The sequence below is a fragment of the Janthinobacterium sp. PSPC1-1 genome (assembly GCF_049897625.1).
In the GTDB taxonomy this organism is placed as follows: Bacteria; Pseudomonadota; Gammaproteobacteria; order Burkholderiales; family Burkholderiaceae_D; genus Janthinobacterium; species Janthinobacterium tructae.
Genome location: NZ_JAFCWP010000002.1, coordinates 83,756 through 101,731 on the forward strand (window position 1 = coordinate 83,756; position 17,976 = coordinate 101,731).

A 17,976-nucleotide genomic window follows, 5' to 3' on the forward strand; every position below is an offset into this window, starting at 1 on the left:
TTGTTGCATAAAATGAGCGTCATGCCCACCTTTGCAGGAGCCTTGTCCAGATGACGCCTTTTCTTCCCTTCCATCCCTTGCGGTCCCCTTACTTCCTGCCTGCCTTGCTGTTTTCGCTGCACGGCGCCGTGCGGGCCGACGAGAGTGCCATGCCGATGGTAAGCGTGAGCGCCAGCAAGCAGGCGCAATTGCTCGACCGGGTGCCAGCAAGCGTGACGGTGCTCGACGATGAAGCCCTGCGCGCGGCTGGCGCGCGGGGGCTGGAAGACGTGGGCCAGCTGACGCCGGGTCTGTCCTTCCAGCCCTTCGGCCAGGCTGGCGTGCTGTCGCCCGTGATGCGCGGCATGACGGCGAATTTCTTTTCCTTTTCCAGCGCCACCCTGCTGCTCAACGATGGCGTACCCGTGCTGATGGCGCAGGGTTTCGACGACAACCTGCTGGGCATCGACAGGATAGAAGTGCTGCGCGGCCCGCAGGGCACCTTGTACGGCCGCAATGCGGAAGCGGGCGTGATCAATATTTACTCGAACATACCCGGCAACGCCCCGCGCAGCAGCGTGGAAGTGGAGGCGGGCAGCCGCAACCGACGAGCCTTGCGCGCCGACCTTGCCCGCGCCTTGGTCGCCGACCGCCTGTATGCCAGCATCAGCGGCGAAAAACGCCGCCAGGATGGGTTTATCGCGAATCGCAACACGGGCCGCAAGGAGGATGGGCGCGACAGCGAAAACCTCAAGCTGGCGCTGCGCTGGACGCCCGATGCGCTGACGGACGCCATCGTGCGCTACCGGCATTTTTCCTACGACGATGGCGCCGCGCTCTGGGCCGCTCCCACGGCCGCGCGCGCCACGGTGCAATCGGGCACGCCCAGCTGGAACCATATGCGCGGCAGCAGCATCTCGCTCGACGTGACGCGGCAACTGGCGCACGGCATCAAGCTGCGCGCCATCACGGCGCGCAGCGATGTGTTCGACAAGGCGCAGCAGGATACGGATTTCCGCCCGGCCGACTTGCTGCACATCGCCCGCGACCACCATTTCCGCACCACCTCGCAGGAGGTGCGCCTGGAGGGGCGGCTGGGCACGGCGCAATGGCTGGCGGGCATGTATGGCGACCGCGACGACCATGACTTGCTGAACGAACAGAAGTTGCCCATGGGCCTGAGCCGCAGCGCAGCCAAACTGGGCGGTAATTCGACGGCGGCATTCACGCACTGGAACGTGCCCCTGGGCGGCGCCTGGAGCCTCAACGGCGGCGCGCGCTACGAGCGCGACAAGGTACGCTACAGCACGCCTGCGGGCGTGCGCCAGGACAGCGCCTGGAGCCGGCTGACACCCAAGCTGGCCGTGCAATATCAACCGGCACCGGCGCTGCTCCTGTATGCCAGCGCCAGCGAGGGCTTTCGCGCGGGCGGCTACAACGTCTTCGCGCCCTCGTCGCGCTACACGGCGTTCTCTCCGGAAACCGTGCGCGCGCTGGAACTGGGCGCGAAAGGCTGGCTTGCCGGCAAACGCCTGCGTTATGCGGCTGCCCTCTACCGCATGCAGGTGGACGACATGCAGGTGCAGCAAATGCCCAGCCCCGGCCTGGTCTACCTGACGAACGCGGCCAGCGCCCGCTCCACGGGCGCCGAAGCGGAGCTCGATTACCTGCTCGGCGGCGGCTGGCAATTACAAGCGGCACTGGCACTCAACCGCACGCGCTTCGGACGCTTCCGCGATGGTGCCAACAACTATGACGGACAACACAACCCGTTCGCGCCCGACCGCAGCGGTCAGGTCGCCTTGCGCTACGACGCGGGCAGCGGCTGGCATGCACAGGCGGCGCTCAGCGGCACGGGCGCCATCTTCCTCGATGCGGCCAACCGCTACCGGCGTAACGGCTATGGCTTGCTCAACCTGAATGCCGGCTACCGCACGGGCGCCTGGGATGTGAGCGCCTATGTCAGCAACCTGGCCGATCGCCGCTACGACGCGGTGGGCTACCAGAACGGCATCGTCAGCGTCGTCAGCCCGCCCCGCGAAGCGGGCCTGCGCCTGCGCTGGTCACGCTAATCCACCTGCATTTTTTTGAAAGGAAATCGTATGCTATTCAACACCCCCCATGCACTGCAACCCTACTGGGACCTGGCTGTCGCGCCGGTCCAGGCGGACGCGCTGGCCGCCGCCCTGGAACTGGACATTTTCGATGTGCTGACCACGCCGCACACACCCACGCAGCTGGCCCGGAAATTGTCGCTGCATGCGCCGCATACGGCGCTGCTGCTGGAACTGCTATGGAGCATGCATGTGCTCGAACGCGACGTGGCCCCAGGCTTGGGCGACAGCGAATCGAGCTACCGCTGCACGGCGACGAGCTTGCACTATTTTTGCCGTGCCTCCATGACCTTTTGCGGCGATGCCTGGCTGTACCGGCTGCATGCGCTGCGCCATTTCGCCACGCAGCTGGGCACGCTCGTGCGCGAGGGCGGCAAGGCTTCGCCTTCCCCCGGCAACATCGCCAATGGCGTCAACTGGGCCGCCGCCGCGCAACAGCAAATCGGCCAGGAACAGCGCGCCGTCACCATGCGCGCCGCGCTGTCCGTGATGGAGCGCATCGCGCCGTTTGCGGGACGCGACACGGCGCTGCGCCTGCTGGACCTGGGCGGCGGTCCCGGCTGGGTTGCCATTGCGCTGGCGCAAGCCCATCCCGGCCTGCAAGGTAGCGTCTTCGACTGGCCGGAAACCGTGGCCGTGGCCGCCGCCAATATCGCCCATGCCGGCCTGTCGGCGCGCCTCGATACCATCGGCGGTGACCTGGCTGCCGACGATATCGGCAGCGGCTACGACATGCTGTGGTGCTCGTCCGTGCTGCACTTCGTGCCGGACATGCCGGCGGCCCTGCGCAAGATGCATGCGGCCCTGCAACCTGGCGGCGTGCTGGTGTGCGTACAGGCGGAAATCGCGCCGACGCCGGACGATGCGGCCAGGGTGCTGCCCTACTATTTGCCGATGCGCATGCTGGGCCGCGCCGTCACGCGGCAAGGGGAACTGGCACAGCACTTGCGCAACGCCGGCTTTGCCCGCATCGAGCAATACCAGGCCAGCGACTTCCCCATGGCGCCCGTGCAAGTGCTGATCGCCCGCAAGGATGGACGGTGAAGCCGGCGCTGCGCATCACGCTGCTGCACGCGCTGTTCGGCTGGCTCAACCTGTCTCTGACGGCGCCCAGCATCTATCTGTGGCTGGGCTTGCCATTGATCATGCGCCAACATGGCTGGTCCGGCATGGATATCGGCCTGTTCCAGCTGGCAGGTTTGCCGGCACTGTTCAAGTTCGCGCTGGCCTTGCCTGTCGAACGCCTGCGCGGCACGGCCGATGCCAGCACGCAGCGCTACCGGCCATGGGCGATTGCGCTGTGCCTGTTGCTGGCGGCGCTGATGCTGCTCATGGGACGGCGCGAACTGCTGGGCAGCCGCAACGAACTGTTCGCGCTGGCGTGCGCCGTCGCCTTGCTGACCACCTGGGCCGATATTCCCGTCAATGCGCTGGCCATCCGCGTGCTGCCCGAAGCGCAGCGCCTGCGCGCGGGCGGCATCCGTTCAGCGGCCCTGTCGCTGGGCGCCATCGTGGGCGGCGGCATCATGCTGTTGCTGCAAACGCGCTGGGGCTGGCGCGCGCCATTCTGGCTGATGGCAGCGGGCATTGGCATGGGCGCGGCGGGACTGGTCTTGCTGGGAAAAACTGCGCACACGGCGCAGGCTGGCGACGCCGCAGCGCACCGGGGCGCCGACTGGCGCGGCTATTTTGCGCAGCCGGCCGCGCCGCGCTGGAATGCCTTGCTGCTGCTGTGCTTTCCCTTCATCGGCAGTGCCTGGTTTTACCTGAAGCCACTGCTGCTCGACCATGGTTTCGCTGCCCAGCAAGTGGCGCTGATCGCCGGTGTCGGCGGCGGCAGCGTGGCGGCGCTGGCCAGCCTGCTGGCGGTGCGCGTGACGCGCCGCATCGGCGTCGCCAGGGCCTTGCCCGCCGTGACGCTCTTGAGCCTGCTGGCCTTGCTGGCCCTGGCGCTGGCCGTGCTGCTGCGCGCGCCGCCGGCAGGCTTCATCGCCGCCTCCCTGCTGGTGGCGCTGGCCATGGGCGCGGCGGCCAGCCTGGCATTCGGCCTGATGATGTATTTTGCGCGGCCCGGCCATAGCGCCGCCGATTACGGCGTGCAGGCGAGCCTGTTCGCGGCGGGGCGCATGCTGGTGCCGCTGGCGGCCGGCGCCCTGCTCGACCAGATCGGCTATGGCGGCATGCTGCTGGCGCTGGCCGTGGCGATGGCGGGCGTGACCGTGCTGGCATTCGACAGCCGCGCGCTGATCGCCCGGCAAGCAGCCAGTTAACCGTTCGCCTGCAGCGAGGCGATGATCAGGGCCGCCAGCCGCTCGACGGGCGGCCTGGGCACGTTTGAGGCACGCAGCAATTCCAGCGACAGCGCGGGCAGCGCGGGCAAGCCCGCGTCCACATGGTCGAGCGCGCGCACGGACGAGGGTAGGCCGTACGCCGTGCGCACCGTCACGCCCAGCCCGGCGGCGGCGGCGGCCCACAGTCCCGCCAGGCTGGGGCTGGTAAACGCCGTGCGCCAGGCGATGCCGGCCCCATCGAGCGCCTGCGTGGCGCAGCGCTGGAACAGGCAGTCGCGGTCAAACGTAATCAACGGCAAAGGCTCGCCCGATTCGGGACGCCAGGCCAGGCTGGACGAGGCGATCCAGCGCATGGCCGGTTCGGCAATCTGCTGGCGCTGCGGCAGCGGGTACTGCGCCACATCGGCGATGCAGGCGCCACCCCACAGCAGGGCCAGGTCCAGCTGGCCCATGGCCAGGCCTTGCATCAAGGCCGTGTTGCGCGCCACGTGCGCCTCGATGCGTACTTTCGGATGCGCACGGGCAAAACGCCCCAGCACATCGGGCAGCAAGGCTTCGCCAAAATCCTCCTGCAAACCCAGCCTGATCCAGCCTTCCAGTTCCGCGCCGCGCAAGGCGACGGCCGCCTCGTCATTGAGTTCCAGCAGCCGGCGCGCATAGCCGAGCAAGACTTCGCCGGACGGCGTCAGCGCCAGCCCCCGGCCATCCTTGCGGAACAGCGGCATGCCCGCTTGCTCCTCGAGTTTTTTCAGCTGCGCGCTGACGGCCGAGGTGGAACGGCCCACCTTGTCGGCCGCGCGGGCAAAGCTGCCCAGCTCGATGCCAGCCACATAGCTGCGCAAGAAGGCGATGTCGAAATTAAGCAAGCTCATGGGGCAAATGCAATCGTCCGGTTTTATGAGATGGTATAGCGTAAATTATCTGATATTCAGAACGATCGTACTGCGCAACACTGTCAGGGTCAACCACTTTTCCCTTCCTGCCATGCACACCAGCTGCCCTGCCGTTTCCCTTCCCGTCACCGCGCCCGCGCTGGGCGATGCCCACCGCTGGAAAGTACTGGCCGTGGGCGTGGCCGCCAACGCCAGCTTTTCCGCTGCCGCCAACGGCATGCCCACCACGGCCATCTGGCTGCGCAGCGGCTATCACCTGAGCAATACGCAACTGGGGGTGGCGCTGGGCGCCATGGGCCTGGGCGTGGCCCTGACCGAATTGCCGTGGGGTATGGCCACCGACCGCTGGGGCGACCGCCCCGTGCTACTGACGGGCTTGCTGGGCACCATGCTGGCGCTGCTGACCTTGCTGCTGTGGATTACGCCCGCCGACGGGTCCGTGCCGCCGTTATGGGCGCTGGCGGCCGGGCTGGCGCTGGTGGGCGTGCTGGGCGGCAGCGTGAATGGCGCCAGCGGCCGCGCCGTGATGCGCTGGTTCGGCGCCGGCGAACGGGGTTTCGCCATGAGCATCCGCCAGACGGCCGTGCCGCTCGGCGGCGGCCTCGGCGCCCTCGTCCTGCCCAGCCTGGCATCGTCCTATGGCTTCATGCCCGTGTTTGGCGCCCTGGCCCTCGTATGCGGCCTGTCGGCGTTTTTTACGTGGCGCTGGATGCATGAGCCAGATTTCTCTGCCGAGGCCGCCACGGGGCCGCAAAACGCGTCCACGGGCGTGTCTGAGGGGATGCCAGCGCAACCTTTACGCAATCGTAAGGTCTGGCGCATGGTGGCCGCCATCGGCTTGCTGTGCGTGCCCCAATTTGCCGTGCTCAGCTACGCCACCGTGTTCCTGCACGACCATGGCCACCTGGGCCTGGCCGCCATCACGTCCGTGATGGTGGCCCTGCAGGCGGGCGCCATGGTGATGCGCATCTGGAGCGGGCGCCACACGGACCGCCACGCGAACCGACCGGCCTACTTGCGCGGCTCGGCCCTGGTGGCACTGGCCTCGTTCATTTTGCTCGGATGCATCGCCTGGACGCATGCGCCGGGCTGGCTGCTGATGGCCGCCGTGGTGGCTGCCGGCATCGCCGTGTCCGCCTGGCATGGCGTGGCCTACACGGAGCTGGCGACGGAAGCGGGCGGCGCCAATGCGGGCACGGCCCTGGGCATGGCGAATACGGCCGTCTACGTGGGACTGTTCCTCACGCCGATGGCCATCCCGCATTTGCTGGCGGCCAGCAGCTGGCCCGTCGTCTGGTGGCTGGCGGGGCTGGTGGCGCTGCTGACCTGGCCGCTGTTTCCGAAAGACTAAGGCAGCGCCCTGATCCGATACACGCAGCGCATGGCGTTCGCCAGCACATGCTGCTCGCGCACGATGCTGGCGTTCGGCCCCACCACTTCCCGGAACAGCTGCAGTTCGGAGCGGCAAAAGCCCTGGCAAGTACGCGCGGCGGCGCAGATGGGGCAATGGTCTTCGATCAGCAGCCAGTCCTCGCCGTCCGCTTCCACGCGGGCCATATAACCCTCTTCATCGCGCACGGCGGCCAACTGCTGCAGCCGCGTGGGCAAGTCCGGCGCCGAGCACGCCAGCGCATACGCGCTGCGGCTTTCCTCTTCCCGCTGCGTGATGAGTTTATCCAGCCCCGCTTCGCCGAACAGCTGGCGCACCGAGCCGATCAGCTTGATCGTCAGCTGCGCATGCGTGTCGGGAAAGCGCGCATTGCCCGCTTCCGTCAAGACCCAGTTCTGGCGCGGCCGCCCGGCGCCCGCCTGCGCTTCCTGGCGTCCTTCGATCAGACCCGCCGCCACCAGCTTTTGCACTTGCTGGCGCGCCGCCTCGCCCGTCATGTCCAGGGTCTTGGCCAGGGTCGCCGTGGAGACGGGTCCCTTGGTCTTGATGAAATACAGGATGCGCTCCGTGGTTTGCGGCGCTTCGCTATTATCCAAACGTTTACTTGTGTAATTCATTTCACTCAACTATCATGGGGCCAGTTAACCAACTAATTGCTTGCATAATAGGCCGGTAGCTCCCCGCTGTCGAGGAGTTTCCACGTCCGCTTGCCGGCAAGACACTCTTTGGACTGGAATCCCATGCAGCTGCAACACTCCATCTGGCTGTTTCACGCCATTCTCGCTACCGGCCTGGCCATCTGGCTCACCCTGGCCGCCATCAACAACTTGCACGCCTTCCACGGCTCCGTCTGGGCCATCGGCAACACCATGCGCATGGACCCGCTGCGCCAGGACCCGACCATCCAGACGCCGCTGCTGCGCCGCGCCCTCACCTCTTTGACCTTGCACCGGCTATCGCTGGGCGTGGTGCTGGCGCTGCAGCTTGCCGCCGCCATCGCTGCCTGGACGGGCCTGGCGCTGTTTCTCGGCGGCGGCCTGCCCGCTGGCTTGCCCTGGCTGAACCTGGCCCTGTGCGCCATGGCCGCCTTTTTGCTGCTGATGCACCTGGGCGGCCTGTGGTTCGGCTACTGGATCGCCCAGGAAGGCTTGCAGACGACGCACCTGGTGCTGCTGCTGTGGACCCTGGCGCTGTTTTTCACCTTCAACGCGCAGTGGACCTGATCAGCCTCCGCTGCGCCTCTGTCTTTTTGTATTGCTGTAAAGGACTGCATCATGAATACGAAAATCGTTGGCGCCTCCGCGCTGGCCATCACCCTGGCCGTCGCGGGTGCCGCGCTGTACCCGCGCGCTGCATCACAAGCCGCTACGCATGCGGCCGATGCCCCCGCCTACCCCGCCACCAAGGTGGCGCTGGTGCCCGTCGTGCTGGGCACGCAAGAGCGTTTTTTTGCCGGCGTAGGCGAACTGGAAGCGGCGCGCCAGGTGCAGGTGGCCGCCGAAACGGGCGGACGCGTGACGCAGATCCGCTTCGAATCGGGCCAGCAGGTGGCAGCTGGCGCCGTGCTGGTACAGCTGAATGACGCGCAGGAACAGGCAATGCTGCTGCGCCAGCGCGCACAGCTGAAAAACGCGGAAAGCAGCCATGCCCGCACGGTGCAGATGGTGAAGGAAAAGGCGGCCACGCAGGAGCAATTGGATAGCGCCCTGGCCGCGCGCGACGCGGCCCTGGGCGACGTGCGCCAGACGCAAGCACTGATCGCGCAAAAGACCATCCGCGCGCCGTTCGCGGGGCAGCTGGGCATCCGCAAGGTGCACGCCGGCCAGTACCTGAATGCGGCCGACACGGTGGCCAGCCTGATCGACACGAAGTCGCTGCTGGTGAACTTCGCCCTCGATGAACAGAGCAGCGCGAAACTGGCGCCAGGCCAGGCCGTGCAAGTGCTGGTGGATGCCTATCCCGGCGACGTTTTTACGGCGAAAATCAACGCCATCGACCCGCTGATCGCCCGCTCGCGCATGGTGCAGGTGCAGGCGACGCTGACCAATCCACGCGGCGCGCTGAAAGCAGGCATGTACGCGAATGTGCGCGTGGCGCGTGAAGCGGGCCAGCAACTGACGGTGCCGGAAACGGCGGTGACCTACAGCGCGTATGGCGACACGGTCTTCGTCGCGCAGCAACAGGGCAAGCAACCGCTCACCGTCAAGCGCGTGGGCGTCAAGCTGGGCGAGCGGGCAGGGGGCCGCGTGGCCATTATCGACGGCTTGCGCGAAGGGCAGCGCGTGGTCGCTTCGGGCCAGCTGAAACTGGCCGACGGCATGGCCGTGCAAGCCGTGGCCAACACCCTGGACGAGGCCAAGCGCGCCGCGCCCAGGGCCGGTTCTTAAAGGAAGGCCGCCACCATGAAATTTACCGATTTATTCGTGCGCCGCCCCGTGCTGGCGCTGGTGATCAGCACATTGATTTTGATGCTGGGCGTGATCGCCATCCTGCAGCTGCCGATCCGCCAGTATCCGATGCTCGAATCGTCCACCATCACCGTCACCACCAACTATCCGGGCGCCTCGGCGGAACTGATGCAGGGTTTTGTCACGCAGCCGATTGCGCAAGCCGTATCGTCGGTGGAAGGCATCGACTACCTGACCTCGTCATCGGTGCAGGGCAGCAGCACGGTCACCGTGCGCATGGAGCTGAACCGCGATTCCACGCAGGCGCTGACGGAAGTGATGGCCAAGGTCAACCAGGTGCGCTACAAGCTGCCCGAAGGCGCTTTTGACCCCGTGATCGAGCGCGCGGCCGGCGACTCCTCGGCCGTCGCCTATGTCGGCTTTGCCAGCGAGAGCGTCTCGGCGCCCGCGCTGACCGATTATCTGGCGCGCGTGGTGCAGCCGATGTTCGCCACCATCGACGGCGTGGCGAAAGTCGACGTGTATGGCGGCCAGCAGCTGGCCATGCGGCTGTGGATCGACCCTGCAAAATTAGCGGCGCGCGGCTTGACGGCCGCCGACGTGGCCGACGCCGTGCGGCGCAATAACTACCAGGCGGCGCCCGGCAAAGTGAAGGGACAATTCGTCGTCTCGAACATCAGCGTCAACACGGATCTGACCAGCGTGGCGGAGTTCCGCGACATGGTCATTCGCAAGGGCGGCGATGCCAAAGACAGCGCTGCGCTCGTGCGTTTGAAAGACGTGGGCACGGTGGAACTGGGCGCGGCCGCCACGGAAACGAGCGGCATCATGGATGGCGTGCCGGCCGTGTATCTGGGCCTGTCTCCCACGCCGGGCGGCAACCCGCTGGTGATCGTCGACGGCATCAAGAAACTGCTGCCCGAGATCCAGAAAACCCTGCCGCCGGGCGTGAAGGTCGAGCTGGCATTCGAGACGGCGCGCTTCATCCAGTCCTCCATCGACGAGGTGGCGCACACCCTGCTCGAAGCGCTTCTCATTGTCGTCATCGTCATCTACCTGTGCATGGGTTCCTTGCGCTCCGTGCTGATTCCCGTCGTGACGATTCCGCTGTCGATGCTGGGTGCGGCGGCACTGATGCTGGCCTTCGGCTTCAGCATCAATCTACTGACCTTGCTGGCGATGGTGCTGGCCGTGGGCCTGGTGGTCGATGACGCCATCGTCGTGGTGGAAAACGTGCACCGGCATATCGAGGAAGGCAAGACGCCCGTGGCGGCCGCCCTGGTGGGCGCGCGCGAAGTGGCCGGCCCCGTCATCGCCATGACCATCACGCTGGCGGCCGTGTATGCGCCGATCGGCATGATGGGGGGACTCACGGGAGCGCTGTTCAAGGAATTCGCCCTGACCCTGGCCGGCGCCGTGGTGGTGTCGGGCGTGGTGGCGCTGACCTTGTCTCCCGTGATGAGCTCCTTGCTGCTGCAGCCGAAACAATCGGAAGGGCGCATGGCGCGCGCCGCCGAGCATTTCTTCGAAGGCTTGACCACGCGCTATGCGCGCCTGCTGGACCGCTCCTTGCACCACCGCTGGCTGAGCGCCGGTTTCGCCGCGCTGGTGATGGTGAGTTTGCCGTTTTTGTACCTGCTGCCGCAGCGTGAACTGGCGCCGGCGGAAGACCAGGCCAGCGTGCTGACAGCCATCAAGGCGCCGCAGCATGCCAATCTCGATTACGTCGAACGCTTTTCGTACAAGCTCGATACCATCTACAAAAATATCCCCGAAACGGCGTCGCGCTGGATCATCAACGGCGGCGAAGGCCCGGCATCGAGCATCGGCGGCATCAACCTGACGCCGTGGGCCGAACGCTCGCGCAACGCGGCCGTCATCCAGGCCGAATTGCAGCATGCCGTGGGCGACGTGGAAGGCACCAGCATCTTCGCCTTCCAGCTGGCGCCCTTGCCCGGATCGAGCGGCGGCTTGCCCGTGCAGATGGTGCTGCGCAGCGCGCAGGATTACGCCACCCTGTTCCGCACCATGGAAGACGTCAAGCAACGCGCGCGCACAAGCGGCTTGTTCGCCGTCGTCGACAGCGACCTCGATTACAACAACCCCGTGGTCAAAGTACGCGTGGACCGCTCCAAGGCGAACAGCCTGGGCATCCGCATGCAGGACATCGGCGAATCGCTGGCCGTGCTGGTGGGCGAGAATTACCTGAACCGCTTCGGCATGGATGGCCGCGCCTACGACGTCATCGCGCAAAGCCCGCGCGAACAACGCTTGACGGCGCAAGCCCTGACGCAGCAGTACGTGCGCGCCGACGATGGCAGCCTGCTGCCCCTGTCCGCCGTCGTCTCGGTGACAGAGCAGATCGAGCCGAACATGCTGACGCAGTTCAACCAGCAAAACGCGGCCACCTTCCAGGGCGTGCCCGCGCCGGGCGTGACCCTGGGCGACGCCGTGACCTTCCTCGATGGCGTGGCAAAAACGCTGCCACCGGGCTTCAGCTACGACTGGCAATCGGATGCGCGCCAGTTCGCCACGGAAGGCAATGCGCTGCTGCTGGCCTTCCTGGCAGCCGTCGTCGTGATTTACCTGGTGCTGGCGGCCCAGTATGAAAGCCTGACGGACCCTTTGATCATCCTGATCACGGTGCCCCTGTCGATTTGCGGCGCGCTGATCCCGCTGGCGCTGGGCTACGCCACCGTCAACATCTACACGCAGATTGGCCTGGTAACCCTGATTGGCCTGATCAGCAAGCACGGTATTTTGATGGTGGAATTTGCCAATGAATTGCAGGTGCATGAACAGCTGGACCGCATGAGCGCCATCCGCAAGGCGGCGCAGATCCGCTTGCGCCCGATTTTGATGACGACAGCGGCCATGGTGGTGGGCCTGGTGCCGCTGTTGTTCGCTTCCGGCGCGGGCGCCAACAGCCGCTTCGGCCTGGGCGTGGTGATCGTCTCGGGCATGTTGATCGGCACCTTCTTCACGCTGTTCGTGCTGCCCACCGTGTACACCTTTCTGGCCCGCCGCCACACGGCCGACCATGCCACGCTGCGCGCGCGAGATTTGTCGCAGGCGCTGAAGGAATCACTATGAAAAATGACCGCTATCTAGCCTCCCTTTTTGCTGCCCTTTTCCCCCTGCTGGCCGGCTGCGCCATCAGTCCCGCCTACGTCACGCCGGGCACGCCCGACGTCCACCTGGCCAGTCCGCAGCAAGCGCAATTCGCGCCCGGTGCGAGCGCCGTCAGCCAGGCCGCCTGGTGGACATTTTTCGACGATGCGCGCCTGTCGCAACTGATCGCCAGCGCGCTCGAACACAACCTCGATATCGCGCAGGCGCAGGCCAACCTGCTGGCCGCGCGCGCCATCTTCGACGAGCGCCGCCTCGACGAACTGCCTGCCGTCACCAGCCAGGCCGGATGGCAGCGCCAGGTGCAGCAAAGCACACCCGATAGCCGCGCCGCCAATGCGAATACGCGCGTGGGTTTCGACGCGCAATGGGAGATCGACCTGTTCGGCCGCCTGGCGCATATCACCCGCTCGGCGCAGGCACGCGCCGAGGCGGCGCAGGCGGACTTGCGGCAAGTGCAGCTGACGATTGCCGCCGACGTGGCGCGCAATTACTACGAGGCGCTGGGCTACCAGCAAAACCTGGCGCTGACGCAGGCGCAGATACAAAGCTGGCGCGATACGGTGGCCTTGACCGACGCGCGCATCCGCGCCGGCAGCGGCTTGCCGGAAGAGCGCCATAATGCGCTGGCCAACCTGGCGCGCAGCGAGGCGATGCTGCCGCCGATGCAGGCGGGCTTGCGCCAGGCGCAGTACCGGCTCGATGTCTTGAGCGGCCAGGCGCCAGGCGCCATCGCGCTGGCCACCACGCCCCGGCAACAGGCGCCGCTGGCGGGCCAGCTGCCGCTGGGCGACGTCAACCAGCTGATCAAGCAGCGGCCCGACGTGGTGCGCGCCGAACGCCTGCTTGCCGCCTCCAGCGAAGATGTGGGCGCCGCCACGGCAGACCTGTATCCGCGCCTGAGCCTCGGTGGTTTCCTGGGCTTCTTTGCGCTGCGCGGCAGCGGCGTGTTCGACGGCGGCGCGCGCGCCTTTGAGGTAGCGCCTTCCGTCAGCTATCCGGCCTTCCGCCTGGGCAGCGTGCGGGCACGTTTGCGCGGTACGCAAGCCGAAGCGCAGGGCGCGCTGGCGCGCTATGCACAGGCCCTGTTAATCGCGCAGGAAGACGTGGAAAACGCCGTCACGCAGCTGGCGGAAAACCAGACGCGATTGGCTTCCCTGCTGGAATCGGCGCGCCATGGCAATGCGGCCCTCGGCATCGCCAGCACGCGTTATCAAGGAGGTGCCGGCAGCTACCAGGCGGTGCTGGAAAACCAGCGCGCCTTGTTCGATATCCGGCGCGAAGCGCTGCTGGCGGAAACGGCGTCCTACATCGATGCGATTGCCCTGTACAAGGCGCTGGGATGGGGGCACACTATGTGATCTTTTTAGCTCGGAAAGGGGCGCGATGTTCACACAAGGCAGCTGGCTGAATCCACCGGAAAACTGGTCCGACGACGGCGCGCACCTACGCGTGACGACGGATGCGCAGACGGATTTCTGGCGCAAGACATCGTATGGTTTTATCCGCGACAGCGGCCACTTTTTCGGCACGGAAATCGCCGGCGATTTCAAGGCGCAGCTGCACGTGGCGGCGCAGTACTCTGCGCTGTATGACCAGGCCGGCATGATGGTGCGCATCGACGAACAAAACTGGATCAAATGCGGTGTCGAATTTTCCGACGGCCAGCTGCTATTGAGTACGGTATTGACCCTGGAAAAATCGGATTGGGCCGTCAGCAGCGCTCCCGCCATGCCGGACGGTTTCTGGTTGCGCGTGACGGTGGCGCAAGGCGTGATCCGGGTGCAGTATTCGACCGATGGCCGGCGCTGGCCGCTGCTGCGCCTGGCGCCGTTTCCCACGGCATCGCGCTACCTGGTCGGCCCCATGTGCTGTACGCCGGAACGTGGTGGCCTGGAAGTGGTTTTTTCGCAGTTTTCCATCGCTCCGGCGCAGCAAAAAGACTTGCATGATTTGAGTTAAATTAAGCCACCCACGTTTCGTGCAGATGGCGCCAAAGCAGGGCGCCAGTGGGTGTTTTGTCATACACGACGGTCGACAGGCGCTCGGTGTTTTCTCCGCCCGGCAGCGACTGGTATTCGCGGTAGGACACGGTGGCGCCGGCCGCGCTGTCCTGGATTACAACGAGGTCGGAAAGTCGCATCTGCAAACCCGGACGGCTACCGCCGGCGGCGCGGAAAAACGCCGTCAAGCCGGCGTGATCGAGCTGCTTGCCACCGGGCGCCACCATCGTGAAAGCGGGTGAAAAACGCGCCAGCAATTGGGCGCAATGTGCTGGTGCCGCCGCCTCGCCAGAAAGCCAGTCGCGGATCAGCGCGTGCGTGGATAAAACGTCGTCAAAACAGGGGTTCGTGTCGTTCATTTTTTGCTTGCTCCATGGTGATGTAAAAGGTCGAGAACTGCGCGGTTATCGATGCGCGCGCACAATGCCAGAGGCAGAACGCACGAGGCTGCAGCGAGGGCAAAACACCAGTGAAAAACCTGCACCGCGCGCGCGTGCTGGGCGGGGTCGTCCAGCGATGCAATGCCCTGCGCCGCCAGCAAGCCATTCAGCAGTACGCTGAGCAGTGCCACGCCCAGGCAAAAGCCCAGCTGGCGGTTGATATTCCACACGGCGCTGGCCTGGCTCAATTGCCCGTCCGGCGTGCGCAAAAACGCCGTACTTTGCGCCGTGCTGCTGCACAAGCCGCCGCCAAAACCCATCACGGCATACGCGCTGGCCAGCCAGAATAACTGGCCCGCCGCATCCACGCGCAGCAGCATCAGCATGCCCGCCGCCTGCAGCAGCGCACCGGCAATGAACAGCGGTTGCGGACCCACGCGACGATAGCTTTTGCCGGTCAGTGAAATGGCCGCAAACGAGGCCAGCGCCCACGGCAGCATCAGCGCGCCCGCCGTGGACGCCGGCATGCCCAGCACACCCTGCAGGTACAGCATGGCCAGCAGGCTCACGCCCATGAAGACGCCCGGCACCAGCAGATACATGAGCATGGCAATGCGCAGCAGCGGTTCGGTGGCCAGGCGCAGGTTCAGCAGCGGCGTGGCTTTGCGCAGCGCGCCGCGCACGTAGCCCCAGGCGCAGGCGGCGCCCAGCGCCAGCACGCCGGCGCCAGCAGCCAGCTCGCCCGGTGTGCCCAGCATGGTCAAGCCCAGCAACAGCAAAAGGATGGCTGTGCTGCCCGCCAGCAAGCCGCCCGTGTCGAGCCGGGGCACTTGCGCGCGCGGCGGATCGGGACGCAGCCAGCAGGCGGCCAGCAGCAGCGCCAGCGCGGCGAATGGCACGTTCAGGTAGAAAATCCAGCGCCAGGAAAGACTATCGACGATGACGCCGCCCAGCGCGGGCGACAAGGCGGGCGCCAGCAAGCCCACCAGCATGATGACGGACGAGAGACCGGGGCGCTCGGCAGGTTTGTATAACTGGTAAGTCATGCTTTGGCCCAGCGGAATGAGCAAGCCACCACCCAAGCCCTGCACGCAGCGCCAGGCAATCAGCGCCTCGATCGAGGGCGCCAGGCCGGCGCCGATGCTGGCGCATAAAAAAGTTAGCAACGATGCCATAAACACAGTTTTGCTGCCATAATAGGCAGCAAGCCAGGCGCTGGCGGGGATGACGATGGTCAGGCCGAGAATGTAGCCGGTGCTGATCCAGGCCAGCTGCGCCACCGAAGCGTGCAGGGCATGGCCGATGTCGGGGTAGGCGACGCTGGTGATGAACATGTTGATCAGGTCAACGAAAAACCCCAGCAGATAGATGGCCGCGACTTTTTTGCGATAGTCCATGGTGCTCCGAATGGCAAACGGCCAGCTTAAGCGCCCATCGTCATTTGCGTAACGGGCCAGCCCCGATTACACTGTCAAAGAAATTTTGACAAACCTCTACAACCCGCATGCCTCCTCATTCTTATTTATGATCAGTCTTGACCGCTTGGGTATTTTCATCGCCATCGTCGACGCCGGCTCGCTGACGGCGGCCGCCGCCGTGCTGGGCCAGAGCAAGGCCGTCGTCAGTTTTAACTTGAAACAGCTGGAGGCGGAGCTGGGTGTGTCGCTGCTCACGCGCAGCACGCGCAGCCTGGCGCTGACCGACGTGGGACGGCGCTTTTACGAAGATTGCCAGCGCGTGCTGAGCGAAGCGCACGGCGCCATCGAAACGGCGCGCCAGGGCCAGCAGGGCTTGCGCGGCACCCTGCGCCTGACCACCACCGTCGAATACGGCGGCCGCACGGTGATCCCCGCGCTGATCGCCTTTGCCGCCGCCCATCCGCAACTGCAGATCCAGCATTCCTCGTCGTCGTCGCATGAAGACCTGATCTCGGGCCGCTATGACCTGGCCATCCGCATGGGTTCACTCAACGATTCGAGCTACCGCGCCGCGCTGATCGAGCCGTACGCGATCTGGCCCGTCGCCTCACCCGCCTACCTGGCCAGCCTGCCCGCCAGGGACATCGCCAGCTTGCCCGACTTGCAGCGCGCGCGCTGGCTGGCGCACAGCCGGCTCAGCACCCCGCTGCGCTGGGAGGTGCAGACGCCGGACGGCGCCGCCGCCTTCGCCGCGCAGGACGACGCCGCCATCCATTCCGACTCCGCCTCGGCCCTGCTGGGCTTTGCCCTGGGCGGCTGCGGCGTGGCCCTGCTGCCGCAGTGGCTGGTGGAAGGGGAAGTGCGCGCGGGACGCCTGCGCCGCCTGCTGCCCGACGTCGTATTCCCGCAGCAGGGCGTGTATGCCGTGTATCCGAACACCCAGCACATTGCGGAAAAGGTGCGCGCCTTTATCGACTTTTTGCGCGCGTTCGTCGGTACGCCGGACTGAGATTTCACTTCGTCAATATTTGTTGAACACAACGATTTCCAGGGGGCAAACGGGCGCCCCTTTCGCTTGACACGGCCTACACTGGAAGGACGTTGTTCACCGATTGGAGACCATCATGGCACATACATTAGCAGCAGTTTTCGCCCTGCGCGACATGGCCGAGCGCGCCCGGCACGACCTGATCACGGCAGGCTTCCCCGGCGCCAGCATCCGCCTGCACGATGCGGGCAGTGAAGATATGTCCGCCACGGAAAACATCCGCCGCGACGACAGCGACAGCCTGCTCGACAGCGTCAAGCATTTCTTTACGGATCTGTTCGGCAGCCACGCCGACCGCCACATCTATGCGGAAGCCGTGCGGCGCGGGCATGTCGTGCTGACACTGGAAGGGGCGAGCGACGCCGATATCCAGCGCGCCACCGACCTCGTCGAGCGCTACGCACCGCTCGACATCGATGCGCACGCCGACAACTGGCGCGCCGGCGGCTGGCAAGGCGCACCGCACAACGACAGTGCGACGCGCCAGGGCGCCAGCATGCAGTCCAGCGCGCCATCGCAGCAAGGCACGTCCGCCGGCAATGTGAACGAGGCGGCAAGGTCGCAGCAGTTTGCCAGCGACATGGCGTCGCCGCCGCCTTCCGGCACGGGCACCAACGTGCGCCGCTATCCCGGCGCCGAGAACCTGCCCGGCACCAGCGACGACGACGAGCAGTACTACCGCAGCCACTGGAGCGTCACCTATGTCGCCACCGGCGCGCGCTTCGACAACTACGATCCCGCCTACCGCTATGGCCATTCGATGGCGGGCAGCGCCAGCTACCGGGGGCAAAGCTGGGAGCAGGTCGAGCCTGAACTGCGCAGCAACTGGGAACACACGTATCCGCAGTCGGCGTGGGACGACTTCAAGGCGGCCGTCAAGCATGGCTGGGAGCGCGTGACCTCCTGAGCGCCGGAGGGCGCTG

The 17,976-nt window shown here is 66.0% G+C and carries 15 protein-coding genes; 11 read left to right on the forward strand and 4 right to left on the reverse strand.

The features are described from left to right. The first annotated feature begins 50 nt into the window (after nucleotides 1-50). The 3 genes from ACP7EG_RS07900 to ACP7EG_RS07910 are packed head-to-tail and all read left to right on the forward strand — an operon-like array spanning nucleotide 51 to nucleotide 4,363. Entirely contained in the window at nucleotides 51-2,051 is a 2,001-nt protein-coding gene (locus ACP7EG_RS07900; protein ID WP_426087206.1) for a TonB-dependent receptor, read from the forward strand. A gap of 30 nt (nucleotides 2,052-2,081) precedes the next feature. Continuing rightward, nucleotides 2,082-3,137 (forward strand): class I SAM-dependent methyltransferase, encoded by a 1,056-nt coding sequence (locus tag ACP7EG_RS07905; RefSeq protein ID WP_426087207.1) that lies wholly within the window; start codon nucleotides 2,082-2,084, stop codon nucleotides 3,135-3,137. After that, entirely contained in the window at nucleotides 3,134-4,363 is a 1,230-nt protein-coding gene (locus ACP7EG_RS07910) for an MFS transporter (RefSeq protein WP_426087208.1), read from the forward strand. The genes ACP7EG_RS07905 and ACP7EG_RS07910 overlap by 4 nt, the downstream gene beginning before the upstream one ends. Here the strand turns inward: ACP7EG_RS07910 and ACP7EG_RS07915 are convergent. Beyond that, on the reverse strand, nucleotides 4,360-5,256 hold the full coding sequence (locus ACP7EG_RS07915; protein ID WP_426087209.1) for a LysR substrate-binding domain-containing protein: 897 nt from the start codon (nucleotides 5,254-5,256) through the stop codon (nucleotides 4,360-4,362). The genes ACP7EG_RS07910 and ACP7EG_RS07915 overlap by 4 nt on opposite strands. Before the next feature lie 112 nt (nucleotides 5,257-5,368). On the opposite strand from ACP7EG_RS07915, the gene ACP7EG_RS07920 reads away from it, so the two are divergent. Next, on the forward strand, nucleotides 5,369-6,628 hold the full coding sequence (locus tag ACP7EG_RS07920; RefSeq protein ID WP_426087210.1) for an MFS transporter: 1,260 nt from the start codon (nucleotides 5,369-5,371) through the stop codon (nucleotides 6,626-6,628). Here ACP7EG_RS07920 and ACP7EG_RS07925 read toward each other — a convergent pair. Beyond that, nucleotides 6,625-7,284: a helix-turn-helix transcriptional regulator gene (locus ACP7EG_RS07925; RefSeq protein WP_426087211.1), complete on the reverse strand. Its 660-nt coding sequence runs from the start codon at nucleotides 7,282-7,284 to the stop codon at nucleotides 6,625-6,627. The genes ACP7EG_RS07920 and ACP7EG_RS07925 overlap by 4 nt on opposite strands. Before the next feature lie 123 nt (nucleotides 7,285-7,407). Between ACP7EG_RS07925 and ACP7EG_RS07930 the strand changes: the two genes are divergently transcribed. The 5 genes from ACP7EG_RS07930 to ACP7EG_RS07950 are packed head-to-tail and all read left to right on the forward strand — an operon-like array spanning nucleotide 7,408 to nucleotide 14,166. Then, nucleotides 7,408-7,890 (forward strand): DUF2165 family protein, encoded by a 483-nt coding sequence (locus tag ACP7EG_RS07930; protein ID WP_099761257.1) that lies wholly within the window; start codon nucleotides 7,408-7,410, stop codon nucleotides 7,888-7,890. Between the two features lie 51 nt (nucleotides 7,891-7,941). After that, complete coding sequence (locus ACP7EG_RS07935; protein ID WP_426087212.1) at nucleotides 7,942-9,054, forward strand: efflux RND transporter periplasmic adaptor subunit; 1,113 nt, start codon at nucleotides 7,942-7,944, stop codon at nucleotides 9,052-9,054. Between the two features lie 15 nt (nucleotides 9,055-9,069). Next, entirely contained in the window at nucleotides 9,070-12,168 is a 3,099-nt protein-coding gene (locus ACP7EG_RS07940) for a MexW/MexI family multidrug efflux RND transporter permease subunit (RefSeq protein ID WP_426087213.1), read from the forward strand. Next, the gene (locus ACP7EG_RS07945; protein WP_426087214.1) at nucleotides 12,165-13,565 is read left to right on the forward strand and encodes an efflux transporter outer membrane subunit; all 1,401 of its coding nucleotides are present in this window, start codon (nucleotides 12,165-12,167) and stop codon (nucleotides 13,563-13,565) included. The genes ACP7EG_RS07940 and ACP7EG_RS07945 overlap by 4 nt, the downstream gene beginning before the upstream one ends. A gap of 25 nt (nucleotides 13,566-13,590) precedes the next feature. Further along, complete coding sequence (locus tag ACP7EG_RS07950) at nucleotides 13,591-14,166, forward strand: DUF1349 domain-containing protein (protein ID WP_426087215.1); 576 nt, start codon at nucleotides 13,591-13,593, stop codon at nucleotides 14,164-14,166. 1 nt (nucleotide 14,167) lies between these two features. Here the strand turns inward: ACP7EG_RS07950 and ACP7EG_RS07955 are convergent, their stop codons facing one another. Together ACP7EG_RS07955 and ACP7EG_RS07960 are read right to left on the reverse strand one after the other, a co-directional pair. Further along, nucleotides 14,168-14,566: a DUF4440 domain-containing protein gene (locus tag ACP7EG_RS07955; protein WP_426087216.1), complete on the reverse strand. Its 399-nt coding sequence runs from the start codon at nucleotides 14,564-14,566 to the stop codon at nucleotides 14,168-14,170. Further along, nucleotides 14,563-15,984, reverse strand: a complete 1,422-nt coding sequence (locus ACP7EG_RS07960; protein ID WP_426087217.1) for an MFS transporter — start codon at nucleotides 15,982-15,984, stop codon at nucleotides 14,563-14,565. Before ACP7EG_RS07960 ends, ACP7EG_RS07955 begins: the two co-directional genes overlap by 4 nt. A gap of 127 nt (nucleotides 15,985-16,111) precedes the next feature. Here ACP7EG_RS07960 and ACP7EG_RS07965 point away from each other — a divergent pair, with 127 nt between their 5' ends. Together ACP7EG_RS07965 and ACP7EG_RS07970 are read left to right on the forward strand one after the other, a co-directional pair. Beyond that, nucleotides 16,112-17,014, forward strand: coding sequence for a LysR family transcriptional regulator (locus ACP7EG_RS07965; RefSeq protein ID WP_426087218.1), 903 nt, complete (start codon nucleotides 16,112-16,114; stop codon nucleotides 17,012-17,014). A 115-nt stretch (nucleotides 17,015-17,129) separates the two neighbouring features. Next, on the forward strand, nucleotides 17,130-17,960 hold the full coding sequence (locus ACP7EG_RS07970) for a hypothetical protein (RefSeq protein WP_426087219.1): 831 nt from the start codon (nucleotides 17,130-17,132) through the stop codon (nucleotides 17,958-17,960). The last annotated feature ends 16 nt before the right edge of the window (nucleotides 17,961-17,976 follow it).